Raw genomic sequence first — 19,626 nt, 5'->3', positions numbered from 1 at the left:
GGCTATTTGATGCCGGAGTTGGCAAACCCCTGCACGAAGTACCGCTGGGCGAGCAGGAACAGCGCCACCATCGGGACCGTGGCGAGCGTCGTGCCGGCCATCATGTAGGCCCAGGCGTTCTGGTCGGCCTGCTGGAAGGCGGACAGTCCCACCTGGATGACACGCAGGTCGGTGTCGGTCGTGATGATCAGCGGCCACAGGAAGTTGTTCCAGCTGCTTTCGAAGGTAAGCAGGCCGACGGTGGCGATGGCCGGCTTGACCAGGGGCGTCATCACCCGGGCGTAGATGCCGAACTCCCCCATGCCGTCGATGCGGGCGGCTTCTTCCAGTTCACGTGGCAACGAGAGGTAGAACTGCCGGAAGAGGAAGATGGCGAACGGAGTGAGCGCGCCGGGGATGATCAGACCCCACCACGAGTCGAGCCAGCCGTGGCCGCCCCTGCCCAGGTAGTCGTTGTCGCCGAAGAACGGAATGCCCTTGGCGATCAGGTACTGGGGCACGATCTTGGTGTAGGTCGGAATCATCATCGTGGCCAGGACACCCATGAAGACCACGGTGCTGCCCCGGAACGGAATACGGGCCAGAGCGTATCCGGCCATGGAGGCCAGTACCAGGTTCAGTACGGTGTGCCCGAGCGAGATGAACAGACTGTTGCGGAAGTAGGTACCGAAGGGGGCGTACTCGAGAGCTTCCGGATAGTTGTCCCAGTCCCAGATGCGGGGCAGCAGCCCGGGGGGATAGGAGGCGAGGTCGGGGTCGGTCTTGAGCGACGTGACGATCATCCACAGGAAGGGGATGGCCATCACCACGGACACCGTGATGAGTACCAGGTGCAGGGCCAGGCGCCGCAGACGCGGGGCGAGCGGCGGTCTGCTCGTACCCGGGGCGCTCACGGGCGCGGCGCCGGCCGAGAGCTTCTCAGCGGACATCGTCTTCCTTTCCGGTGAGACGCCGGCTGATCAGCATGAGCACCAGCAGGAAGGCGAACAGCACCACGCTCTGCGCGCAGGCCGCGCCCATGTTGAACTCCTTGAACGCCGTGCGGTAGATCTCGTACGTCATGACCGTCGTCGAGTTGCCGGGCCCTCCGTCGGGCGTCAGCACGTACAGCTGGTCGAACGCCTGGAAGGAGTCGATGATCGACACCACCAGGACGAAGAACGTCGCCGGCTTCAGCAGCGGCAGGGTGATGGAGAAGAACTGCCGCACCTGTGAGGCGCCGTCGATCCTCGCCGCCTCGTACACGTCGTTCGGCATGGCCTGCAGGGCGGCCAGGTAGATGAGCATCTTGATGCCGATGCCCTTCCAGATGCTCACCACGATCACTGCGGTCAGCGCCCAGTCAGGGTCGGCCAGCCAGGCCGGCCCGTCGATGCCGACCCAGCCGAGCATGGTGTTGACGACACCGAGCCGGGGTTCGAACATCCACATCCACACCAGGGCGATCGCCACGGTCGCGGTGACGTGCGGCATGAAGACCGCCGTCCGGTACCAGGCCGACCCCCGCATCCTCACGTTGAGCAGGAGCGCCAGGACGACCGCGATCGCCATGGCCACCGGCACGGTGAAGAAGGTGAAGACGACCGTATGCCAGATGGACGCGTTCCAGGTCGGGTCGCCGAAGATCTCCTGGAAGTTGTCCAGACCGTTGAAGGTGACCGTGCCGGCGAGGATGTCGTAGTCGGTGAACGCCAGGGCGAAGGTGGCCAGGACCGGGATGCCGATCCACCACACGAGATGGATGACCGAGGGCGCCAGCAGCAGGAGGGCGACCCGGCGCCGTTCCCGTCCGAACTTCCGCGGGCGCCGCGGCCGTGCGTCCTGCCGCGACGCCGAGGCCAATTCAGTAGATCGATGCACTGTCGGCCTGCGTCGACGTGCCGTTTCCACGGCCGGATGGCTGGGCACCGGTGTCACGCACCCTTGGCGATGATGGCCTCGGCGCTCTCGGCCAGCCCCCGCAGGGCGTCGGCCGGGCTGGACTTGCCGAGCAGGGCGCTCTCCAGAGCCGGCTTGAACTCCTCCCGGATCTCCAGCCAGGTCGGCACCCCACCCTCGGAGAAGGCGTGGTCCAGGTTGTCCACCGCGAACGCGACGAGCTTGTTGCTCCTCACGTAGTCGGAGTCCGCCGCGCTGAGGACCGCCGGGATGTTGCCGCGCTGCTCGGCCGCCTGCGGCGACACCTTCTCCCCGGAAAGGAACTCCACCAGGTCCTTGGCCTGCTCGGGATATCGCGTCTTCGCCGACATGGTGGCCAGCGTGCCGCCCTGGAACAGCGCCGGACGCTGCTGGTTCAGCATGAACCCGGCGATCTTGTCCTCCTCGATCAGCTCCGGCGCGCTCTCGGAGACCTGCCGCCACATGTCGTTGTGGCCGACCATCATCGCCGCCCTGCCCTGGACCAGGGGAGCGACGACCGCTCCCTTCTGCGTGAAGCCGTAGTCCTCGATCTTCTCCGTGCGGATGATGTCGACCATCCACTGCAGGGCGTCCACGGCCTCGTCCGAGTCGAAGACGGGCTTGCCGTCGGCGAACAGGTCGGCGCCGTGCGCCCACATGACGGGAAGGTAGGTCTGGCGCAGGTCGTTGCTGAGGATGTCCACGCCGGCCCGCGTCAGCTTGCCGCCCTTGCGGACGGTCAGCTCCTTCCCCATCTCCTTCAGCTCGGTCAGGTCCTTCGGCGGCGCGTCGATCCCCGCCTCGGCGAGGATGTCCTTGCGGTAGATGCCTATCCGGGTGTCGAGCAGGATGGGGCGGGCGTACGTCTTGCCCTCGTAGATCCCCGGCTGCACCACCCGCGGGTTGTACAGGCGGTCCAGTTCGGACTGGCTCGTCCCGAGATCGGCGAGCACGCCCTTCTCGACGAAGGGCGGAATCCAGCCGACGCCCATCAGCATGACGTCGTAGGGCCGGCCTCCCACGATCGAGGTGGCAAGCTTCTCGTTGAGCTTTCCGTACTCGGTGTAGTCCACCTGGACGCTGACGCCCGGGTGGTCCTTCTTGAAGTCGGCGAGCAGCGAGGTGAGCAGCTTCTGTCCGTCCGCGCGGTCGAAGATCGGGGTGAGCAGCCGCAGGGACGCGTCACCGCCGCCCTCCTTCTGAGGTGCGGGGCCGCCACAGGCGGACAGCGCGGCACCCGCCGCGGTGGCGGCGCCCAGTCCGAGGAGCCTTCTTCTGGAGAGGGGCGACGTAGGTGTGCGCATAGGGGACTCCCGACTGAGAGGTACGTACTGAGCGGGTGACGAACTTGCGTTTTGAGTAGTGCATCGATTTACTGGTGTTTCGATGCACGAGACTAGGAACGGCAGTACGGGCTGTCAACACAACGGAAACATTTGGTTTCCGATTCACAGGGAGAGGGTCAGTGGCCGGGGTAACGATCTACCAGGTGGCACGGGAAGCGGGGGTCTCCCCGAGTACGGTCTCCAACCTGCTCAACGGCCGGACCGGCAAGATGCTGCCCGAGACACGGTCCCGGGTGGAGTCGGCGATCCGGCGCCTCGGCTACCGCCCCAACCGCGCCGCCCGGCAGTTGCGCACCGGGCGGATCCAGATGCTCGGCCTCATCGTGCCGTCGGTGGCCAATCCGTTCTGGGGCACGTTCGCCCGGCATCTCGAAGCGGCGGCACTGGCAGAGAGTTTCTACATGCTTCTGTGCAACAGCGAACGGGACCCGGACCGGGAGCGTCGCTATGTGGAGGAACTCTGGGGCGACGGCATCGGCGGGGTCGTCCTGTGCTCGTCGCTTCCCTCACTCGACCACGTGAAGCCCACCGTCGAGGCCGGGCTCGGACTCGTGGCCTTCGACCGCACCGCCCAGCCCGGTGATCCGCACCGCGCGGTGAACATCGGGACCGACAACGTTCTCGGCATGCGCCTGGCGACAGAACACCTGCTGGCCCTGGGGCACACGCGACTGGCCTTCGTGTCCGGCTCGATCGGGAGCGTCAACCGGGCCGAGCGCTACAGCGGGTTCCGGCAGGCCCTCGACGCCGCCGGCCTCCCCAGGTCGGCCGGCATCGTGTGGTCGGGAGCCGACACGGTGGATTTTGACGACCGGAACGCCGCAGAACTCGGACGTGCCGCCGCGTTGGAGATGCTTTCGGCCCCCCATCCGCCGACCGCGATCGTCGCCGTCAACGACATGTGCGCGCTCGGCGTCATCGCGGGTGCAAGGGAGGCGGGCCTGGTGGTCGGCCGCGACGTCTCCGTGACCGGCTACGACGACATCATGCTCGCGGGCATGGCCATGCCCGCGCTCACCACGGTGCGCCAGCCGGTGGAGGAGATGGCGGCCACCGCGTTCGCCAAGCTGCGCCAGGTCATGGGCGGTGACGGCGGTGAGACGGGTCAGTCCATCCTGCACCGCCCGACCCTGGTGGTCCGCGACTCGACCTCGGCGCCCGCGATGTCCCCGGTCACGTAGCCGTATCGGGTCCTCTCGCCACGACCGGACCCGGGGCTCTTCACCACGGCACCCGCATACGCGCCCGGCCGCCCCGCCCGAGGGGGCAGTGACCGACTGCCGCGCCGACGCCGACGGGCGGGCCCGGCCGCCGCCTTCGCCGTTCACGGGCGAGCCGTCGGCGTCCCCGGTGGCGCCGGAGCCGTGTGCCGGAGCCGGAGCCGAATTCCCGCCGACTCTCGACGGACGACGACCAGGAGGCGAACCCGATTGACTACGGAACCCGGAACCGGTTCCGCCCCCGCACCCGACACGCGCGGTCCGTTCGGCCCCCTCTCCCCCAGGGCGCCTCTGCTGTCCTCCCTGAAGGTGAGGAACTACCGGCTGTTCTTCCTCGGCCAGGTCGTCTCCAACAACGGCACCTGGATGCAACGCATCGCCCAGGACTGGCTGGTCCTCGGTCTCACCGGCTCGTCGACCGCCGTCGGTATCACCACAGCCCTGCAGTTCCTGCCCCTGCTGCTCTTCGGCCTGTACGGTGGCGTTCTCGTCGACCGTCTGCCCAAGCGCCCCATACTCGTCGCCACCCAGGTGGCCATGGCCCTCACCGCACTCGTGCTCGCCGTCCTCACCCTGACCGACCTGGTCAACGTCTGGCACGTGTACGCCGCCGCGTTCGCCGTGGGCCTCGCGACGGTGCTGGACAACCCCGCGCGGCAGTCCTTCCTCTCCGAGCTGGTCGGCCCGGGACTGCTGCGGAACGCGGTCGGCCTCAACTCCGCGAACTTCCAGTCCGCCCGGCTGATCGGGCCGGCCGTCGCGGGCCTGCTGATCACGGGCGTCGGTACGGGGTGGGCGTTCCTCCTCAACGGCGTCTCGTTCGCCGCACCGCTGGCCTGCATGATGCTGATGCGGCGCCGCGAACTGCACGCCGTCGAGCGCGCCCCGCACGGAAAGGGGCAACTGCGCGAGGGCCTGCGTTACGTCGCCGGTCGCCCCGACCTGATCTGGCCCATCGTCCTGGTCGGCTTCTTCGGGACCTTCGCCCTCAACTTCCCCGTGCACCTCACCGCCTTCGCCGACGACGTCTTCCACGCCGGTGCGGGTGCCTACAGTCTCTTCAACACCCTGGTCGCGGCGGGCTCCCTGGCCGGCGCGCTGCTCGCCGCCCGGCACGAGAGAGCACGGCGGAGACTGCCCTTCCTCGCCGCGCTGGCCTTCGGCGCGCTGGAGACCGTGGCCGCCGTGGCACCGACCCTGTGGAGCTTCGCGCTGCTCATGGTCCCCATGGGCCTGTTCGCCATGGTCGTCAACGTCACCACCAACGCCACCATGCAGACCTCGACCGCCCCGACCTTCAGGGGCCGGGTCACCGCGCTGTACATGATGGTCCTCCTCGGCGGGGCGCCTCTCGGCGCACCGGTGGTCGGCCTGATCACCGACACGTACGGCGCCCGGGCCGGCCTCGGGGCGGCCGGCGCGGTGGCGGCTGTCACCGCGACGGCGACCGGCCTCCTCCTGATCAGAGCCGGCGACCATCGGCTCGGATTCGGGTGGAGCCGCCGCGTCCCGCGGATCCGGGTCGTGCCCCGGAAGGCGGATACGGGAGCCGACCCGCCCGCTTGACCGGCGTCCGCCGCGCCCGGACGCCGGTGTGTCCGCGGTATGCGCTCGCTCCGCCGGCCGGGACGCCGTACTCACCGGTGCGGGCCGATGTCGGCCACCGCCTCGCCGACGACAGGATTCCCCTCCCCGGTGCGGTCCCCGTCCGAGCGGAGCGCCCGGAAACTCCCAGGCCCTCTCACGGCTGACAGCGTCGGGGGCGGCACCCGGTCGAGGGTGTGACGACCACGGTCACCCGCTGCGCACCGACGGCCGGCGAGGGTGGCCGGCATGCCCAGGACCCGGACGAACGTGGGGTCGTCGTCAACGAACGGGCGACGCCTGCCGGGCTGCCGGATCCGTCACAGAGGGAGGACCACGAGGGCGATGTCGTCGGTGTCGTGCGCAGGTGGCGTCAGATCGGCGAGGAGGGCGTCCGCGAGCCTTTCGGGATGTGCGCCCTGGTGGCGGGTGAGCGAGCCGGCAAGCCGGGTCGGACCGGCATCGATGTCCTCGCGGCGGCGCTCGACCAGTCCGTCGGTGTACAGCACCAGGGTGGCGCCCGTGGGGTAGGTGGTCTCGGCCTGGGGGCGGGGGCTGTGCTCAGGGCGCGCGCCGAGCGGCGGGTCGGTGGCCCGGTCGAGGAAGTCCACGGTGCCGTCGGGTTGCAGCAGGGCCGCCGGAAGGCGACCGGCACTGCTGTAGGCAATGGTGCGGCGAGTGGGGTCGATGACGCACAGGAGCGCCGTGGTCGACTCCGCGCCGTCGACGGTGCGGGCGTACAGTCCCAGGGCTTCCAGCGCCTGGGCGGGTCCGGTCGCGATGAGGGAAGCGGCACTGAGGGCACTGCGCAGCTGTCCCATCACACCGGCGGCCTCCAGGCCCTGTCCGACGACGTCGCCGACGGCCACCATGGTGCGGCCGTCCCGAAGGTCGAGCAGGTCGTACCAGTCTCCGCATATGTTCAGGGGTCCTGCCGCCGGCCTGTAGCGCACCGCCGCACCGTGCTGCCTCGCGCACTCCCTGTCGGGCAGCCTCGCCTCCTGCAGCATCAGCGCAACCCGGCGTTGGCGGACGTGCGCCTCACGCAGGCGCTGGTTGACCTGTTGCAGTTCCTGGGCCCGGGTGTACAGCTCGGCTCCCACAGCCGTGGCCGGATCCTCACCTCTGCGGATTCGGATCAGCTCGGTGATGTCCTCCTCCGCGTGCAGCAGAAGCTCCACCTGCCTGTCAGGGCCGAGCACAGGCACATTGACCGTACTCCAGTAACGCTCCTGCCACACTCCGGGCCGGTCCGAGCGCTCCACGTCGTAACGGAGAAACGCCATGGCATCGCGCTCTCCCGTGGCCGCCACCCACCGGAGCGACGCCTCGAGGTTACGCATCCCGGTCACCGACGGATCACCCGGATTGTCCGGGAAGGCATCGGACAGGGAACGACCCAGCACCTGGCCCCGGGTACGCCCCATGCTGCGCAGGAACGCCTCATTGACATCGGCGTACACCAGATCCGCGATGAAGAGTGCAACCACGCTCGGCATGGCCCGGAAGACCGCCTCATAGTCGATCCTTCGTGCGTTCACACCGCCACCTGTCCCCGGCGTCGCCCGTAGTACGTACTGCCTCAAGCGTGGGCAGCAGCGGCGTTCCTCGCAGGTCACGCGGCAACGCGCCGACAGAGCCACATCGTCCTCCCCGGGAGCGGACGTGGAATCGGCGTGGAACGGGATGGGGGGCGGGACGGGTGGCACGAGCGTGACCACCCCCAGGTACTCGGTCACGAGGCCCCCGGCATGGGGGAAACAGCCCGCTCGCAATCCTTTCGGCCCATCCGCCCGCGGCGGGGCTACGCGACGTGACCTCGCGTTGCCCCGGGGCGGCACCCGCGTCCTGTACGCCGAAGGGACGGCCGATGCAGCACTGTGTGACCGCACGGTCACATCGCGGCTGGTCCTCGCTTGCGCCGGCGGCCTGCGGGCAGCCACCTCCGCGACCGCCCTCGTCGGTGGTCGCCCCCCGGATCCTCCGCCCGGTCGCGGTGGTCGTCGCTCGTCATCACGGTCAGCTCGCCGGCCGCCCTCGTCGCTCGCACCGGCACCGCCGGCGGACTCCACCGGGAGATCATCGGACCCTTCACCGGAGCCGCGATCCTGGGTGCCCGGGACGGCAAGCGGCTCGCGGCGGAGATCTCCGGCGCCACCCTCCAGAAGATCCTCGCCGGCGTACTGCCGGTGGGTGCGGCCGACTATGACCGCACCCACCACCCTCGCCACCGACGAGGCGCGCACCCGCCCGCACGAACCGACCCCCGTCGACGTGCGCACCCCGGGCGCATACGCCGGCGGTCACCTACCCGGCGCGCTCAACAAGGGCGGCCCGGTGCAGCCCGAGCGCCCTCGCGACGGTTCAGCAGCAATCGCAACCCCTGGCGCAGCCGCAGGCTGCTGCCGTACTCACGGCGGGGACGTGAGGGGTGGGCGCACAGCAGCCCTTCCCCCGCCAGGCGTCGTGGCCTTCCCTGACGGCGATCACGGCGATGACGAGGGCCGCGACCGGGTCGGCCCAGGACCAGCCGAGCAGCAGGTTGGCCAGCAGGCCGACCAGGAGCACGGCGGAGAGGTAGGTGCACAGCAGGGTCTGCTTGGAGTCGGCGACCGCGGAGGCGGAGCCCAGCTCGCGGCCGGCCCTGCGTTGCGCCGCCGACAGGAAGGGCATGATCGCCAGCGAGAGAACGGCGAGGACGATGCCCGGAATCGAGTGGTCGGCCTCGCCGGTGCCGGTCAGCGCGCGGATCGCGTCGACGGTGACATAGGCCGCGAGCGCGAAGAACGATACGGCGATGATCCGCAGGGTGCGCTGCTCGCGGGCTTCGCGGACGGCGGGATCGCGGGCGGAGAACTGCCAGGCGACCGCTGTGGCGGACGAGACCTCGATGACGGAGTCGAGTCCGAAGCCGACCAGGGCGGTCGACGAGGCCAGGGTGCCGGCGGTGATCGCGGCTACGGCTTCGATGACGTTGTAGGCGATGGTCGCGGCGACGAGCAGGCGTATGCGCCGGGTGAGCCTGTCACGGCGGGCAGGGCTGGGACTGAGGGACACCGCGGTCATTCAGCAGCAGCCCTTCTTGTCCGCGTCCGGGCAGCTCTTGTCTGTCTCGACGGCGACGACGGCTGCCCGCAGGTCGTCGAGCGCGTGGCCCAGACGCTCGTCGGCGAGCTCGTAGCGTGTGCGCCTGCCGTCGGGAACGGTGACGACCAGGCCGCAGTCGCGCAGGCAGGCCAGGTGGTTCGACAGCCGGGTGCGGGAGACGTCCAGGGCGTCGGCGAGGTCGGACGGGTAGGCGGGGGCTCGGCGGAGGGCCAGCAGGATGCGGCAGCGCAGGGGGTCGGCGAGGGCGCGGCCGAACCGGGCCAGCACCTCGATGTCGGCAGCGAGTGTCAGCACATCCTAAGAGTACACAAGATTCTGAATTCAGGGATAGGTGAACTCTGTGGCATCCAGGCGAGCGCGGAGGGCGGCGGCGAAGTCCTTCGCGCGGGTCAGCCGGACGCGCAGCTCCTCGATTCTGCGGATGGCGTCCTTTCCGCGGCTTCGCCCGCTTCAGGAGTGCCCCGCGGCGTACATGCCGGTGCGACACTCAGCCGCCCACCACCCCGGCATCGATGCGCCGGCCACGTGACGTGTCCACCACGACGGGAATCCCGTCCGGGATCCGTCCCTCGAGTCCGTCGAGCAGAGATGTGACCGGCGGGAGTTCTCCGGGCGCGCGTACGTGGATGTACATGGTCCGGGAGGTCGCGTCGACGCTGGTGACGGACGCGCCCGGCTCGTCGGCGAGCCACCGCTCCGCCGCGTCCCTGGTGGTGCCGGTCCATGAGTTGAGCAGGAACGTGAGCACGGTGTTGGCCGTCAGCGGCACGAACACCACGGTGAACAGCAGGACCATGGCGGCGTACGCGCTGCGGGCGGGCCGTCCGGCCGCCTTGCCGGCCTCCACACCGTAGCCGAGGGAGGCGAAGACCACCATGCCCCCGAAGACCAGGGCGAAGAGGTTCGACACGAACAGCACCAGGGCACCCAGCGCCAGCCAGCCCGAGAGCTGTCCCAGACACACCCCCGCCACCACGAGAGGCGGTACGAGGGAGATGGCGATCGCGACACCGGGCAGCACGGCGGCCACGTCCCGGCGGGCCAGCGCCACCGCGCCGGCGAAGCCGGTCGCCAGGGCGGCGATCAGATCCATCAGGCCGGGCGATGTCCTTGACGCGATCTGGCCGTTGGACAGCAGGTCGTAGCCACGGGGCAGGGTCACCGACATGATCGTCCCGATGGCGATCACCACCAGGCACGCGAGGAGGACGGTCCTGGCCGATCCGGTCCGGCGGCGCTGCACCGAGCCCAGGGCGATGCCCATGATCGGCGTGGACAGCGGCGCGATGATCATGGCCCCGATCACGGTGGCCGCCGAGTCCGTGAGCACTCCGCCGGCCGCGATGACCGACGACAGGGTCAGTATGGTCCAGAAGGCCGAGCGCTTGGACGTGGTGTCGCCGGTCGACAGGTCCAGGTCCTGATTCAGTTCGTCCAGCGAGCGGCGCTGGGAGGCCGGCAGGACGCGGGCGCGGACTTTGCTGATCACGTCCCCAAGCAACCACGGTCAGCACGGTTCGGCGGGCAGGACACGAGGCCAGGTCACCACCGCCACATGAGATTTTTGCCGAAGCCGGGGCGGTTCAGGTGTCGGCTCGGGTTTCCTGGCCGACCCGGATGGCCGCGGTCGAGCGATGCTAACAGCGCGTCGTTGGAGCATGGGCCGGTGCAAGAGCGACCTCGCCGTGGAGATGACCAGCGGAGCCGATTCCTCCGCAGTCAGTTTCCCGGACTTGCTGCGCAACCGTGGCTGCCGCCGTACCGTACTGAGTGAACCCGATCGATTACGGCGTGTTCCTGCCGGCTCATCGGGGGGGGTAGGTGGGGACCTGTCCGACTACCCCGAACGGTTCAACTCGCCGGCCCATGCCCGCGAGTGGTTCGAGGCGTTCATCGCGTACTACAACCACGAGCACCGGCATTCGGGCATCGGCCGGCACACGCCCGCCAGCGTGCACTTCGGCACCGCCGAGGAGGTCCGCGACCAGCGGGCCGTCACCCTCGCCGAGGCATACGCCCGCCACCCCGAACGCTTCGGCCGCCGCCCCCGACCACCCCGGATACCCCAGCAGGCGTGGATCAACGACCCGGCCAAGCGTCGCGAGCCCGCACCACAAACCTCATAGCGTCACGACCGTCTCACTGGACTTGAAATCTTCCGGGTTGGATCGCGGCCAGAGCGAGGCAGGCGGCTGCCATGGTGATCCACAAGGCGGTCACACCGGCGTGCTGGAGGAGCTGTGTACCTGCGAGGGGGGCAGTGATGCCGGCGATGCCCCAACTCGTGCCGTAGGCGGCCATGTACCGGCCGGTGCCGGCAGGTGGGGCCAAGCCGGAGACGGCCCGCTGGTACACCGGGCGACCGCGCCAGGGCGCCTGGAACGTACGCCGTGAGGTCAGTCAGAGGCTTCGATGAGCTCTGCTGGCGTCTGCGCGGCCTTCTGTCGAACAGAGGGGGTCTTTGCAGCGAGGCCGGACGTACGCTGCGGGGCTGACAGCTGTCCTTCAGGGCTGGCTGGGTGGACAGCGCCGTAGGGGATTCCAGGTGGTTGCGGGCTTTCGGGTGTGGTTGGCCGCGACGGTAAGGGGCCCGGCCCTCCGGGATGTCGGAGGACCGGGCGGCTGTCAGTTCTCCATGCCGAAGTAGCGGCTGAGGTAGTCGATGATTTCAGTGCTGTGGGGGAGCAGTTCGGGCAACTGGGTGGCCAGGGTGTCGCGGGTGGCGGTGGCGAGGGTGGCGGCGCTCGTGGCGGCGGGGCGGACGTACGGTTCGAGGCGCTTGATCAGCTCGTAGTTGCTGTCGATGTTCTCGGCGCGCATGGCCTTGTCCAGAGGCGGCGCCCCGGGCGGCGGGACGGGAGCGAGCACCCGGCTGACGTAGGTGACGCGGTGCAGGATCCGCCAGCACGGGGGCTTCGCGGAGTTCTGCCGGGTCTGCCGCAGCGCGGCGGCGTCGGGGGCGTCGCTGCCCGACAGCCAGGCCGGGTCGACCACCTTGTGGTAGAAGTCGTCGAAGTTGGCGCTGTTCTCGCCGAGGTAGAAGGTGAGGAAGCGGTAGGCGTCGACCTTGCCCGGCACCAGGGCCGGTTTGCCGGCGATGTCGTAGACCGGTTTGCCGTCCTTGTCGCGGCGTTGAAGGTCGCCCGAGGGCGCGCACTGGACGTTCAGGCCGAAGGAGCGGGAGGCGTCTTTGCCTTTGGCCCTGGTGGTGCTGAGGCCGCCGCCCACCGAGGCGTCCAGCTGGCCCCACCAGCCGAGTCCTAGGGCGCCGAAGCTGCCCTCGAAGCTGGCGCCGAACTTGCCGCTGAAGGCGTAGGAGCCAGAGGTGGTCTCGCTGACGGCGTCGGTGGCCTCGGTGGTCTCGGCGAAGAAGCCGCCCTTCGCGGTCCAGACGTAGTTGTTGACCAGGTCCCGGTGCGAGAAGCCGCTGGCGGCGGCGCTGCCGGCGATATTGCGACCGCTCTCCTTGTGCCCGGCGGACATGCCCATCGAGTCCAGCAGTGCGGTGGCTTGGGCCCCGGTCGGGTCCTGGTGGTGCGTTTCGGTGGAGATCGACTCGTAGAAGGCGTGCAGCCGCTGCTGGTCGCGGGTGATCCGACGCTTGAGCGCGTAGGCGTCCCGGGGTTTGAAGTAGCTGTACTCGCCGTAGTTGGCGGCGGTGGGATAGTCGGGATCAAGGACTTTGCCCCGGTCGTCGAAGCCGACCGCACCGTCCAGAGTGCCCTGCTTGGTGTAGCGGGGGTTGATCGGGAAGTGAATGACGTTCCAGTCCAGCGGAATGTCGGGGTTGGGCAGCATCCGGTAGGCGACCAGGGCGCCGGTGTGCGCCAGGCGCAGCGCGAAGACGTCGGCGGTCTGTGACTGCACCAGGGCCAGGCCGGTGTTGGCGGGCACGTACCGCCGGCCGATCGCGGCGTTCAGGACCTTGGCGGGATCCTCGGTGTGGCCGGTCAGCGCCAGGCTGGTCTTGCGGGCGGTGTTCCTGCCCTGGCTGACCCTGGTGTCCTGACTCCACGTGTTGGCGTATTCCAGGCTGCCCGACACGCCGAGCTTCATCTGGCCCTCGGCCAGCGGGGTGGCGGTGCCGAAGCCCAGCGGCGCCGTGATCGTCATGACGCTCGCGTCGGTCTCGATGCCCAGGGCGAAGTTGAAGGCTGCGTTCACGCTGCGGGTCTTGCTGGAGGACAGGCTCTGCACAATCTGGTCGGCCTCGGCGAACTCCACCGTGGAGGCTCCGGCGTAGCCGTCCGCCTTGTCGGTGAGGTTCTCCGAGGGCACCGGTGGGGCGCCCTCGACGTAGCCCATGAGCTGCGGGTCGAACTGGGCCTGGCCGACCCACTCGGTGGTCAGGTCGCCGACTTTGTAGCCGGTGACCAGGTGCCAGCGGCCGTTGCGGACGAAGCCGTAGCAGCGTTTGAGGACGCCGAGGGCTTCGCCCTTGGCGTCGAACTGGAGGTCCGCGTACTCGGTGGCGCCGGGGGTGCCGGCGATGGTGTCGTGGAAGGGGGTGCGGACGTCTGCGAGGGCCGAGCGCACCTGGGCGGTGTCGGTGGACACCGGCGCGGTGGAGAGGAGGATGCGCGGCCGCTTGGCGGAAAGTCCCAGGTTGTTGCCGCGCAGGCCCTCGTCGCGCACCTGGGTGGTGCCGGGCGTGGTGGAGTCCCGGTCGAAGGGCCAGTAGCCGAGCAGGTCCTGCTTGCCACCGTGCAGGCGGGTGAACAGGTTGTCGGAGATCTGCTCCCGGGTGCGGGCGGTGCGCCAGATCCGCACCTCTTCCAGCGTTCCACCCAGCAGCTCGGTGGGCTTGCCGGCGTCCAGCCGTGCGCCCAGGGTGAGTTGGGGGTCGCCCCAGGCGCCGGTGTCCAGTGCGGTGATCGGGCCCTCGGACAGCGGCTCGCCGTTGCGGTACAGCCGCAGCGGACTGGCCTCGGGGTCCGGGTCACGGGTCCAGCTGGCGCCGCGCAGCTTCGCCGGGAAGGAGCCGGAGGCGTCGAAGGTAACGTTGCCGGTGTTCTCGTTGAAGGCCCAGCGGGCAAGAAGTCCCTTCTCGCGCGAGGTGACCGGCAGGCCGAGCTGGACGGCCTGCCGCGCGGAGTTCCACAGCCGCACCTCGCCCAGGACGCCACGGAAGCTGCGGCCGATCTCCAGTACGCCGCTGTTGGACTGCGCGCCAGGGCCTCGGTACAGGTGACTGCCGACCGGCACGCCGTCGAGGTAGAAGCGGATGTCCTGCTCGGGCTGGAGGTTCGCGCTCGCCGGGGCGGTGACGGAGGTGTCAGGCGTGCGGCGCTGCCGCACCACGCTGATGCGCTGGAAGACGCCTTTCGTGACGGCCCGGTCGGAGGTGTACCGGACGGCCTTGCCGTCGGCCTCGGCGAAGGCGAACTCCACCTTGCCGTCGGCCAGGACGCTCAGCTGGTACGGGACACCTTCCCGGCCGCCGTTGACGACGGTGCCCTTGGCGAGCAGCCCCATCGGCGTGTCCAGCCGTTCGATCTGGACGAATGCCTCGATGGTGAGGTCCTCCAGGACGTCCAGCGCGGCCTGCGGGGCCACCGACAGGCCCTCGCCACCGTCCAGGCGTAACGCCCAGGACTGGGAGAAAGTGGCGGCGAGGTGCGCCCACTCGTTGCAGGGGAAGCGCTCCGCGGACCGGAACACTCGATCGTTCACCCGGGCCACCACCTGGTAGCCCTTGATCGGTGAGGCCGGGCCGGCCGGTCCGTCGAAGGTCCAGTGACCGAGCAGTCCGGGCTCCCGGCCGGAGAGTCGCTGGTGGCGTTCGGCGGAGATCTCCTGCTGGGTGCGCGCCCGCCCGAAGACGCGGACCTCGTCGATCTGGCCGTCGAGGTAGGCACCGGTGAAGCGCTGGTGGCCCAGGACCAGCGGTCCGTTGCCGGTGTAGGCGCCGGTGGCGGTGCGGCGGGCGACCTCGGTGCCGTCCCTGTAGAGGATCTGCTCACGGGTGGCATGCTTGTACACCGCTGCCCAGTGGTGCCATTCCAGGTCCGGGTAGGACTGAGCGGTGGTCAGGTCGTCGCTGAACAGCCCGAAGCCGAAGGTGTCGTTCGGCTCGTAGTACAGGTGCAGGGTCTGGTCCACCTGGCCCTGCAGGGTGCCGTGGGTCAGCAGCGGCTCGCGGCGGCCCCGGGACTGGTTGCGCTTGGCCCACAGCTCGACGGTGAAGTCGCGGTGGGACAGGTCGAGCGAGCCGGTCAGCTCGGTCGCGGTGTCGCCGACGAACTGCTTGACGGGGAGGCCCGCGGGGGTGAGTGCCAGCGCGTAGCCGGACTTGTCCGTCTTGGCGTGGATGATCCGGCCCTGCCCTGCCTCAGGGTTGACCCAGGCTTCCAGGGTCAGGTCGCCGGTCGGAGTGACGCTTGGCAGATGGGCGGCGGGCAGCGTCAGGTACTGGTCCTTGCCGTCGAACAGGAAGGCCCGGCCCGGCATCTCGGCCCGCCAGCGGCAGCCGCGGCCGGTGATGCTCGCCTTGGCGGTGCCGTTGGGCACGGTGTCGACTCCGCCCGTGATCAAGGAGATCAGCCGGGATCCGGTAGACAGCAGGGCCCCGGGCCGGGTGGACTCGGCCCGGGCCCAGTCGTAGCCGACCAGGCTGACCTTGTCGCCGGGCTTGATCGCCGTGCCGGCCGTGGTGAGGGTGAGTGTCGTGGAGCCGGAGGGGACATCCGCGTCCGCCGCGTACCCGGTGCTGCCGATCATGAGGTGGGCCTTGGCCGGGACCAGGGTGGTGGTGGCCCCGGTGAGCTCTACGGTGCTGCCGGACACGCGGGCGACCGCGCCGACCGTCACCGGCCGGCCGGGGCTCCCTGCCAGGGCGGCCGCCATCTGGTCGGCCTTGCGGGGCAGGGACTTCCAGGTCTCGGTGTCGGTGCCGATGGTGAGGGTCAGGTCGCAGCGGCCCGGGGCGTCGCCGTCGGCGACCTTGATGGTGGCGGAGTCCAGGGCGATGCCCGGGTCGCGGGCGACGAAGGAGAGTGTGCCGCCGTCCCCGGCCAGCGTCCGGGCTCCGCGGACGACGGCGGTGTCGTAGTACACGGCGAAGAACTGGTCGTCGGACCCGCGGAAGTACAGCACGACGTTTCCGGTGCCGCTGTCCAGCAGGGCGGGCCGGTCGGTGCCGCGGGCGAATTCGAGCAGGCCCCCGGACAGGCTCAGGCCGGTGCAGTCGACCGCGAGCAGCGGCATCGCCACCGTCAGGTCGTCGTCGCCCTGCAAAGCGTGCGACATACGGGCCAACCGGTCCCGGGCGTCCTGCAGTTCCGCCTGCTTGGCGGTCAGCGTGAGCTGCAATTCAGCGACCCGCTGCTTAGCGGTCCTCGCCTCCTGAAGCAGGGCGCGTGCGGCGTCCATCTTCTCCTTGGCCGCGACGTAGTGCACGTCCAGGCCGTAGCGCATGGACAGGCGCGTCAGACGGAACAGGCCCGAGTCCGCCTTGAGGTGTTCGCTCGACTGAACCGGGATTTGATTCTGGGCGGCGGAGGGTAGGCCGATCGCCAGGCGGCTCCTGCGGTTGACGATGCGAACGTACTCACCCTCGAAAACCAGCTGGAATTGCTCGGAAGGGTTGCTCCACTCACGGGAGAGAACCGTGACCAACTGGGCGTTCTCCGCAGTCGAGTCGCCTGCGACGCGCAGGTCCGCGTTGCGATCGTGGGAGACCAGGAGGTAGCAGGGCCGGCCGTCCTGACTATCGCTGACGGCCTCCACCCGCCAGGTCATCCACTGGCCGGTCGTGCTGGCAGGGACGAGTAGCACCCGGGCCTCGTTCGACGAGCTCGGGACGGCGTAGAGCCGCTGCACCGTCGCGTCCTTCACCACGCGCGGAGTCTTGAGATCCACGTTGTAAATCCAGGAGGTCACCAGATCCTTCTCCGCGAGGTAGCGTCGCTCCAGGTCCTCGAAACTCGCCTTCAGCCGGTCGTGTTCCGCCTGCCGCTCGGCCACCGTTCCTGCGGTGGCGTCCCGCCGGGCGATCTCCGGCGGCAGTGCGTCGACCTCAGGCTCCAGCCGCCTGATCACCTGCTGGAGGGCGCTGATCTGCTCCGAGTCCTGGCCCTTCGCCGGCCGCTTGAGCACCGCCGGGTCCAGCACGTCCGGTGCCTGGGCCAGCCGGCCGTCGCGGCCCACCGCGAAGTCCAGGCTCGCCAGACACGGGTTCTGGCCGTACTTGGCGGAGAACGCCAGCATCACCCGGGCCTGCCGCTTGGCGGGCTTGGGGTCGGGACGATACCCGGCGACGGCATTCTCCTGCTGGTGGTACAGCACCGCCGACATGCCGGACACCACCGAGCGCCCCTTGAGCACGAAGCTGTCGCGCCGCACCCCGGGATGGTCACCGACGGGTGCGTCCGAGCCGGTCCACTGCGCATCGGCGCTGAGCGTGCCGTGCAGGGCATTGTCCGTCTGGTCGTATGCGGTGGTGCCCGTGCCCTCATCAAAGCGGTAGTAGGCCACCAGGCCCGGCTCGTTGCCGATCAGCCTGTGGTTCATGTCCTCGGTGAGCTCGGTGGCGGAACGCACCCGGTTCCAGATCCGGACCTCGTCGACGGCACCCTTGAAGTAGCCGATCGTCCGGCCCTGGTGGACCTTCTTGCCGATCAGCGTGACCGCGCCGGCCTCGTCGACGAACGGCATGTCCCCGCTGCCGGACAGACTCCCGTTGACGTACACCCGCGCGGTCTGGCCGTCGAAGGTGGCGGCGATGTGGCTGTACACGTCCTTGCTGATCTTGTCGCTGGAGCTGATCAGCCACGGGTTGGCGTTGTGTGCCAGGTACACCGTTCCGTCAGGGCTGAGGGCGAGTTGGTACGCCGCACCCCTGGCCAGCACGGGGCCGTCGAGCTCGGCGGGCTTGACCCACGCCTCGATTGAATACGGCTTCCCGCCGAACCGCAGTGCCGCCGGATCGCCCAGGTCGACGTGGGGGTCGGTGCCGGCCAGCCGCAGCTCGGTCTCGGCCTGCCCGCCGCTGCCCGTCACCGGCACCAGCTCACGCCCGGTGAACGGGCAGTTCCCGGGGTTTCGCTCGAACACTGCGTCCCGGTGGAGCGGGTCCGGGCTGGTGTAGAAGCGGGTGCCCTGGGTGTTGAACAGGCCCTGCGCGCCCTGCTCGATACTGAAGGAGTCGATTCGCCCGGTGGCGTCGTTGTGGGCGAACAACTGCCAGCGCTGCACGCCGCTGATCGCGGTCGGCACGAGCACCGCGGCGAACCGGCCCTGAGTCAGGTTCCGGACGAAGGAGAGCTCCTGGGTCGGCTCGTAGAAAGGGCGGCCCTCCATGTCCTCGGTGCCCAGGCTGTCCTTGGCGGACTCGGGAAGGGTGGCGTGCCGGCTGCGCTTGTAGCGCACCTCCAGGACCGGCTTGAGCTTGCCGTCCACCAGCAGGAACCGGTCGCACAGCAGGGTGTCGCGCACCAGCGGCACCTTCTTCGTGCCGCTGAGCACGTAGTCGTTGCGGGACGCGTCCCCGGAGGAGCCGCCACCGGTCAGCTTGAACACCGCGTCGGGGTGCGTCTCGTTGACCGACTGCCGAAGGACCACCACGTATGTGCCATCGGATATGACGTGGAACGGGGTGTCCGCGGTCAGCCGCGCGGTGGTGGACAGGAAGGGGTCCGTCTCCACGGCCGTCGGCCGTTCTGCGGCGGCCGCCTCGGCCCCGCCCCGCTTGACCGTCGGTATCAACGTCGCACCGGCGACGGCGTGCCCCACCTCGGCCAGTTCCCTGGGGAAGGGCAGCTCGGCCGGATTCTCGCTCCAGTACGCGGTGTCCGCTTCGCCCTTGGCCGGCGGTCCGGACAGGTCCAGCACGGAGTAGACGACCCGGCGGGATGCGTCCATCGCGAACGCGATAGTCGTGCCCTGATGCCGGGCCATGGTCACGTGCCGGTACGACCGGTCCCCGTAGACTTTGAGCAAGGAATCCTGAGATGCCACTGTTCCCCTCCCACGTGCATGGACGCCAGGTCTCCGGCTTCTCCCGCGGTCCGGAGAGGCGATGGACTTGCGGTGCACCCCGCAGGATGCGCCGGTCAGTCTGACATGTGGGGCTTTGGTGAAGGGGCCGTTTCGAAAATACCTCATGCGCAGGTGACTTGATGCTGCGCCAGGTGGCCGGACTGCGCCATCCTCGGCAAGGCTGGACGCTGCCGCCCGGACGGCCCGTCAGGCGGCTGTACGCCCGCACAAGGCCACTCAGCGAGGTCACCTGCGGCCAGAAACCAGACCAGCCGCAAGCAGTCCGGTGCCTCCGCCTGGACCATGGACACCCCTCGGCCGCACCTCCGCCGCAGTCGACCGGGCCATCCACTGCCCGCCCACCGCCGCGCCGCTTCCCGGCACCGCTCAGCTCACCTCACCATCAGGCCCTGATCAGGCCCTGATCAGGCAAGCATCGCCACCAGGCCGTGCAGCGGGTGACCTGCCGCGAGGTTCAGTCACATCACTCC

11 protein-coding genes and 1 pseudogene are annotated in these 19,626 nt (G+C 69.5%); 4 read left to right on the top strand and 8 right to left on the bottom strand.

Going from position 1 to position 19,626, the window contains the following annotated elements; all coding sequences use genetic code 11:
• Positions 1–2: 2 nt before the first annotated feature.
• The 3 genes from TU30_RS17910 to TU30_RS17900 form a co-directional block, all read right to left on the bottom strand.
• Entirely contained in the window at positions 3–929 is a 927-nt protein-coding gene (locus TU30_RS17910; RefSeq protein ID WP_042171164.1) for a carbohydrate ABC transporter permease, read from the bottom strand.
• Positions 919–1,842: a carbohydrate ABC transporter permease gene (locus TU30_RS17905; protein WP_234307894.1), complete on the bottom strand. Its 924-nt coding sequence runs from the start codon at positions 1,840–1,842 to the stop codon at positions 919–921. Before TU30_RS17905 ends, TU30_RS17910 begins: the two co-directional genes overlap by 11 nt.
• A 71-nt stretch (positions 1,843–1,913) precedes the next feature.
• Positions 1,914–3,203, bottom strand: a complete 1,290-nt coding sequence (locus tag TU30_RS17900; protein WP_042171159.1) for an ABC transporter substrate-binding protein — start codon at positions 3,201–3,203, stop codon at positions 1,914–1,916.
• A gap of 161 nt (positions 3,204–3,364) precedes the next feature.
• Here TU30_RS17900 and TU30_RS17895 point away from each other — a divergent pair, with 161 nt between their 5' ends.
• Positions 3,365–4,426, top strand: a complete 1,062-nt coding sequence (locus TU30_RS17895) for a LacI family DNA-binding transcriptional regulator (protein WP_042171158.1) — start codon at positions 3,365–3,367, stop codon at positions 4,424–4,426.
• Positions 4,427–4,675: 249 nt separating this feature from the next.
• Positions 4,676–6,031: an MFS transporter gene (locus TU30_RS17890; RefSeq protein WP_042171155.1), complete on the top strand. Its 1,356-nt coding sequence runs from the start codon at positions 4,676–4,678 to the stop codon at positions 6,029–6,031.
• Between the two features lie 338 nt (positions 6,032–6,369).
• Here the strand turns inward: TU30_RS17890 and TU30_RS17885 are convergent, their stop codons facing one another.
• Positions 6,370–7,590 (bottom strand): PP2C family protein-serine/threonine phosphatase, encoded by a 1,221-nt coding sequence (locus TU30_RS17885; RefSeq protein WP_370626668.1) that lies wholly within the window; start codon positions 7,588–7,590, stop codon positions 6,370–6,372.
• A gap of 459 nt (positions 7,591–8,049) precedes the next feature.
• On the opposite strand from TU30_RS17885, the pseudogene TU30_RS37330 reads away from it, so the two are divergent.
• A pseudogene (locus tag TU30_RS37330) lies at positions 8,050–8,250 on the top strand (sulfite exporter TauE/SafE family protein); the annotation flags it as partial.
• A gap of 163 nt (positions 8,251–8,413) precedes the next feature.
• Here TU30_RS37330 and TU30_RS17880 read toward each other — a convergent pair.
• The 3 genes from TU30_RS17880 to TU30_RS17870 form a co-directional block, all read right to left on the bottom strand.
• Positions 8,414–9,115, bottom strand: coding sequence for a cation transporter (locus TU30_RS17880; protein ID WP_042171153.1), 702 nt, complete (start codon positions 9,113–9,115; stop codon positions 8,414–8,416).
• Positions 9,116–9,451 carry a helix-turn-helix transcriptional regulator gene (locus TU30_RS17875; protein WP_042171150.1) on the bottom strand — a complete coding sequence of 112 codons (336 nt, stop codon included), beginning with the start codon at positions 9,449–9,451 and terminating at the stop codon, positions 9,116–9,118.
• A 193-nt stretch (positions 9,452–9,644) separates the two neighbouring features.
• Positions 9,645–10,646, bottom strand: coding sequence for a TIGR00341 family protein (locus tag TU30_RS17870; protein ID WP_042171148.1), 1,002 nt, complete (start codon positions 10,644–10,646; stop codon positions 9,645–9,647).
• 169 nt (positions 10,647–10,815) lie between these two features.
• Here TU30_RS17870 and TU30_RS34200 point away from each other — a divergent pair, with 169 nt between their 5' ends.
• Positions 10,816–11,283, top strand: coding sequence for an integrase core domain-containing protein (locus TU30_RS34200; protein ID WP_158719335.1), 468 nt, complete (start codon positions 10,816–10,818; stop codon positions 11,281–11,283).
• 499 nt (positions 11,284–11,782) lie between these two features.
• Here the strand turns inward: TU30_RS34200 and TU30_RS17855 are convergent, their stop codons facing one another.
• Complete coding sequence (locus TU30_RS17855; protein WP_234307893.1) at positions 11,783–19,018, bottom strand: LamG domain-containing protein; 7,236 nt, start codon at positions 19,016–19,018, stop codon at positions 11,783–11,785.
• Positions 19,019–19,626 lie beyond the last annotated feature (608 nt).

The sequence above is a fragment of the Streptomyces sp. NBRC 110035 genome, assembly GCF_000829695.1.
In the GTDB taxonomy this organism is placed as follows: Bacteria; Actinomycetota; Actinomycetes; order Streptomycetales; family Streptomycetaceae; genus Streptomyces.
This window is presented reverse-complemented; position numbering and strand designations above follow the sequence as displayed.